Raw genomic sequence first — 4,816 nt, forward strand, 5'->3', positions numbered from 1 at the left:
CGCCCACCCCCACCACCGCGGCGGCGGAGGTGTCGGCCGGGACCGCCTTGGCCTCGCGCAGTTGGCGTTCCAGCTCGTGCACCCGGCGGGTCAGCTCCGCGACCTCGTCGGCGGTGGCCAGCCCCACCGCGCCGAGCGCCCGCTCGACCTCGAAGCGGACCAGCTTGGTCAGCGCCTCCCGGTTCGCCAGGCCGGTCGAGACGAGTTCCTCGGCGAGCGCCTGCAACTGGCCGGCGGTGGCGCCGCCCTGGCCGACCACGCGCCGAACGGCGTCCTGGGCCTTTTTCCGGGGCGCCTCCGTCAGGCCCATGGCCAGCTCGAGGTAGGCGCGCCACGCGTCCTGCATGCCTGAGTCCTTCCAACCGGCGGGGGTGTGCAGGTGTCACGCTACCGGCCCCTCCGACCACCTGTTGCGGTACGGTGCCGAGGAACGGTGTGGCATGTGGTGAGGAGACGATGTGGCCAGCGTGGACGAGTGCCGGCAGGCGTTGCGGGAGCTGGCCGACCGCCTGGACCGCCACGCGGACGTGCAGGACAAGATCGACCTGGACCGGACGCTGGCCTGCCGGGTCACCGACCTGGGCACCGCGTTCCGCGGCCGGATCTCCGGCGGCCGACTGGTCGACCTCTCCGACGGCGACGACCCGAACGCCAAGATCGCGCTGAGCGCCGGCAGTGACGACCTGATCGCCCTGGTGCACGGGCAGCTCGACATCACCAAGGCGCTGGCCGCCCGTCGGGTGTTCATCAAGGCCAACCCGTTCGACCTGATGAAGCTCCGCAAACTGCTCTGAGCCGAGCCGGCGGCCGGCCGACTCCGGGCCGGCGTCAGGCCGACAGGCCCAGCGCCGCCAGCGCCGCGGCCGCCTCCGGCGACACCGCCCGCACCGCCGGGCCCGCCGAGGTCGCCCACGCGACCGCGCAGAGCGCGGCCAGGGCGTCCAGCGGGCGGCCGGCGCCGTCGAGCGCCAGGCCGCCGTCGGTCACCGCCGCCGACCAACCCCGGCCGTCGGGCACGCCGGGCAGCCGGACCACCGCCGCCGGGTCGAAGAGCCCGGCGAGGTCCATCGCGACGTACGTCGGCCGGCGCGCCTCGGGGGCGGCCAGCAGCTCGGGTACGCCGCTGACGCCGGTGAGCACCAGCAGGCTGTCCAGCCCGGCGCGGCGGGCACCCTCGATGTCGGTGTCCAACCGGTCGCCGACGACCAGGGTCCGCCCGGTGGCCGCCCGACGGGCGGCGGTGGCGAACAGCGCCGGCTCCGGCTTGCCGACCACCACGTCGGGATCCCGCTCCAGGGCGGTCCGCAGCACGGCCACTAGTGACCCGTTGCCCGGCAGCGGGCCCCGGTCGCTGGGCAGCGTGCGGTCGGTGTTGGTGGCGTACCAGGGGGCGCCGGCGCGGACCGCCAGCGACGCCTCGGCCAGGTCCACCCAGCCGACCTGCGGGCCGTAGCCCTGGGCCACGGCGGCCGGCTCTTCCTCGGCCAGGGACACCGGGCGCAGGCCGACGGCACGGATCTCGGCGCGCAGCGCCTCCGCGCCCACCACCAGCACCGGCGCGCCGGCGGGAAGCCGGTCGCGCAGCAGCTCGGCGGTGGCGGCGGCCGAGGTGAGCACCTCCTCCGGCCGGGCTGGGACGCCCATGCCGGTGAGCAGGTCGGCCACCTCGCTGGAGCGGCGCGAGGCGTTGTTGGTGGCGTATGCCACCGCCCTGCCGTCGGCGTGCAGCCGGCCGACCGCCTCGACGGCACCGGGGATCGGCCGGTCGATCAGGTAGATCACCCCGTCGAGGTCGAAGACCACCAGGGTGTACCCGTCGACCAGCCGTTCCCCGGCGTCCGCGGTCATTACTGGTCCGACTCCGACCCGCGGACCGGCTCGCCGCCGGTCGCGCCGCTCGTGCCGCCCGCCGAGCCGGTCTCGCCGGACCGGGCCTGGTCGGCGACCACGCGCGCCTCGTCGTCGGTCAGCTCGTCCTCGGCCAGGTCGTCGCCCTCGCCGTACCGGGCGTCGCCGCCACGGTCCCGGTCGTCGTCCTCGTCGTCGAGGTCGTCGTCCTCGTCGTCGTGGCTGGCGTCGCCGTCGAGGTCGTCGTCCTCGTCCTCGTCGTCCTGGTCGTCGTCGTCCTGGTCGTCGACGTCCGTGTCCTCGTCCGGCTCGCTGTCACCGCCGGTGAGGTCGGTGTCGGGACGGGCCGGCACGGCGCCCGGGGCGCCCGGTCCGGCGGCGATGTCCTCGACCGGGGACTCCTCGTCCTCCTCGTCGCCCTCGATCACCACGCCGTCGAGCTCGAGCAGCCGCTCCGCCGCGTCGGTCTCCCCCTCGGAGTCCAGGTCGGCGGCCCGGGAGAACCACTCCCGCGCCTCCTCGCGCCGGCCCACCGCGAGCAGCGCGTCGGCGTACGCGTAGCGCAGCCGCGCGGCCCAGGGCTCGGGCGAGTCGGCGGTCAGCTCGGGGACCTGGAGCATCGCCACGGCCGCGTCCTTCTGGCCGAGGTCGCCCCGCGCCCCGGCGGCCACGATCAGCAGCTCGATCGCCACCGACCGGTCGAGCTTCTCCCGGTCGGCGCCCCGGAACAGGTCGATCGCCCGCTCCGGACGCCCGAGGGCCCGCTCGCAGTCGGCCAGCACCGCCAGGTGGCTCTGCAGACCGGTCATCCGGTGGTACGTGCGCAGCTCTGCGATGGCCGTCTGCCACTCCCCCGCGTGGTACGCGGCCAGCCCGACCGCCTCCCGCACCGCGGAGATCCGCGAGGCGAGCCGACGGGCGGCGAGGGCGTGCGCCAGCGCCTCCGCGGGGTCCTCGTCGATCAGCTGACCGGTGGCGACCAGGTGCCGGGCGACGGTCTCCGCCACCGGCTTGGCCAGCGAGAGCAGCTCGGCCCGGACGGGCGAGTCGAGGTCGGTCGCGACGATCTCGTCCGGCAGCGCCGGCCCGGTGACCCGCTCGCCGCCCTCGGCCCGGTCCCGGCGGTCGTCCCGCCGGTCCTGCGGGCCGGCGCCGTAGCCGCCCTGCCGAGCCCGGTCGTCCCGGCCCGGCCGGTCACCGTAGCCCCGCCGCTCGCCGTCCCGCTCGGTACGCGGGCCGCCGCGGAAACCGCCCTCGCGGTCGTCCCGGCGGAAGCCGCCCTCACGACGGTCCGCGCCCCGGAAGCCGCCCTCACGCGGCGCCCCGCCCTCGCGGCGGTCGCCACCACGGAAACCGCCCTCGCGGTCGTCCCGGCGGAAGCCGCCCTCACGGCGCTCGCCGCCTCGGAAGCCGCCCTCACGCGGCGCCCCGCCTTCACGACGGAAACCACCCTCGCGACGGTCGCCACCACGGAAACCGCCCTCGCGCGGCGCCCCGCCTTCACGACGGTCACCGCCACGGAAGCCGCCCTCACGGCGCTCGCCGCCGGCAAAGCCACCTTCACGACGGTCGCCGCCACGGAAGCCGCCCTCACGCGGCGCCCCGCCTTCACGACGGTCACCACCACGGAAGCCACCCTCACGGCGCTCGCCGCCACGGAAGCCGCCCTCGCGCGGCGCACCGCCCTCACGGCGGTCACCACGGAAGCCACCCTCGCGACGCTCGCCGCCGGCAAAACCGCCTTCACGCCGGTCACCGCCGCGAAAACCGCCTTCCCGGCGCTCGCCACCACGGAAGCCACCCTCACGCGGCGCCCCGCCTTCACGACGGTCACCACCACGGAAGCCACCCTCACGCGGCGCCCCGCCTTCACGACGGTCACCACCACGGAAGCCACCCTCTCGCGGCGCCCCGCCTTCACGACGGTCACCACCACGGAAGCCACCTTCACGGCGCTCGCCGCCGGCAAAACCGCCTACACGCCGGTCACCGCCGCGGAAACCGCCTTCCCGGCGCTCGCCCCCACGGAAGCCGCCCTCACGCGGCGCCCCGCCCTCACGACGGTCACCACCACGGAAGCCGCCCTCACGGCGCTCGCCGCCGGCAAAGCCACCTTCACGACGGTCACCGCCACGGAAGCCACCTTCACGCGGCGCACCGCCCTCACGACGGTCACCACCACGGAAGCCGCCCTCACGGCGCTCGCCACCGGCAAAGCCACCTTCACGACGGTCACCGCCACGGAAGCCACCTTCACGCGGCGCACCGCCCTCACGGCGTTCGCCGCCACGGGAGCCGCCCTCACGGTTGTCGCCACCGCGGAAACCACCCTCACGGCGGTCGCCGCCGGCGAAGCCGCCCTCGCGGGAACCGGAACGGAAGCCAGCGTCACGACGCTCGCCACCGCGGAATCCGCCCTCGCGGTCGTCGCGCCGGAAGCCCTCGCGGCGCTCGCCGCCCCGGAAACCACCCTCGCGGGGCGCGTCACCGTCCCGGCGGAAGCCACCCTCGCGGGGCCCCGAACGGAAGCCACCCTCGCGGCGGTCACCGCCGCGGAAGCCACCCTCGCGGTTGTCGTCCCGGCGGAAGCCACCCTCGCGGCGCTCGCCACCGGAACCGCTGCGCGGCCCGCCCGAGCGGTCGTCGCGGTTGCCCCGGTACGGGGGACGGTCGTCGCGGCGGGCGTCACCGCGCCCCTGCTCGCGGTCGGCGCGGTCCTCGTAACGACGGGGGCGATCGCCGCCCTGCGGTCCTGAACTCACAGGTACATCCTTCCTGATTGCGTCCCCAGAGACGCTAACGCAGTCGAGGGCCGACCCGGATGGGGCGGCCCTCGACTGGAAGATTGTCCGGCGGTGTCCTACTCTCCCACACCCTCCCGAGTGCAGTACCATCGGCGCTGGAGGGCTTAGCTTCCGGGTTCGGAATGTTACCGGGCGTTTCCCCTCCGCCATGACCGCCGTAACTC

5 protein-coding genes and 1 rRNA gene are annotated in these 4,816 nt (G+C 75.7%); 2 read left to right on the forward strand and 4 right to left on the reverse strand.

What is annotated here, in order from left to right; genetic code table 11:
- Window positions 1-346, reverse strand: a 346-nt coding sequence (locus tag DKT69_RS34605) for a phasin family protein (protein ID WP_368666297.1), incomplete at its 3' end; no start/stop codon positions are given.
- Between the two features lie 112 nt (window positions 347-458).
- Between DKT69_RS34605 and DKT69_RS34610 the strand changes: the two genes are divergently transcribed.
- Complete coding sequence (locus tag DKT69_RS34610; RefSeq protein ID WP_109805595.1) at window positions 459-794, forward strand: SCP2 sterol-binding domain-containing protein; 336 nt, start codon at window positions 459-461, stop codon at window positions 792-794.
- A gap of 34 nt (window positions 795-828) precedes the next feature.
- Here the strand turns inward: DKT69_RS34610 and DKT69_RS34615 are convergent, their stop codons facing one another.
- Both DKT69_RS34615 and DKT69_RS40425 read right to left on the reverse strand, forming a co-directional pair.
- Window positions 829-1,848 carry an HAD-IIA family hydrolase gene (locus DKT69_RS34615; RefSeq protein WP_109805596.1) on the reverse strand — a complete coding sequence of 340 codons (1,020 nt, stop codon included), beginning with the start codon at window positions 1,846-1,848 and terminating at the stop codon, window positions 829-831.
- Window positions 1,848-2,876: a tetratricopeptide repeat protein gene (locus tag DKT69_RS40425; RefSeq protein WP_236648552.1), complete on the reverse strand. Its 1,029-nt coding sequence runs from the start codon at window positions 2,874-2,876 to the stop codon at window positions 1,848-1,850. Before DKT69_RS40425 ends, DKT69_RS34615 begins: the two co-directional genes overlap by 1 nt.
- Between DKT69_RS40425 and DKT69_RS34625 the strand changes: the two genes are divergently transcribed.
- Window positions 2,832-4,604, forward strand: a complete 1,773-nt coding sequence (locus DKT69_RS34625) for a hypothetical protein (protein ID WP_109805597.1) — start codon at window positions 2,832-2,834, stop codon at window positions 4,602-4,604. The two genes, DKT69_RS40425 and DKT69_RS34625, sit on opposite strands and share 45 nt — an antisense overlap.
- 91 nt (window positions 4,605-4,695) lie before the next feature.
- Here the strand turns inward: DKT69_RS34625 and rrf are convergent.
- Window positions 4,696-4,812, reverse strand: a 5S ribosomal RNA gene (gene rrf, locus DKT69_RS34630).
- Window positions 4,813-4,816: the final 4 nt, after the last annotated feature.

It is taken from the genome of Micromonospora sicca, from assembly GCF_003172935.1.
Classification (GTDB): Bacteria; Actinomycetota; Actinomycetes; order Mycobacteriales; family Micromonosporaceae; genus Micromonospora; species Micromonospora sicca.

Coding starts and splice junctions, on each gene's coding strand:
- DKT69_RS34615 (WP_109805596.1), bottom strand. CDS start 1,848: ATGACCGCGGACGCCGGGGAACGGCTGGTCGACGGGTACACCCTGGTG.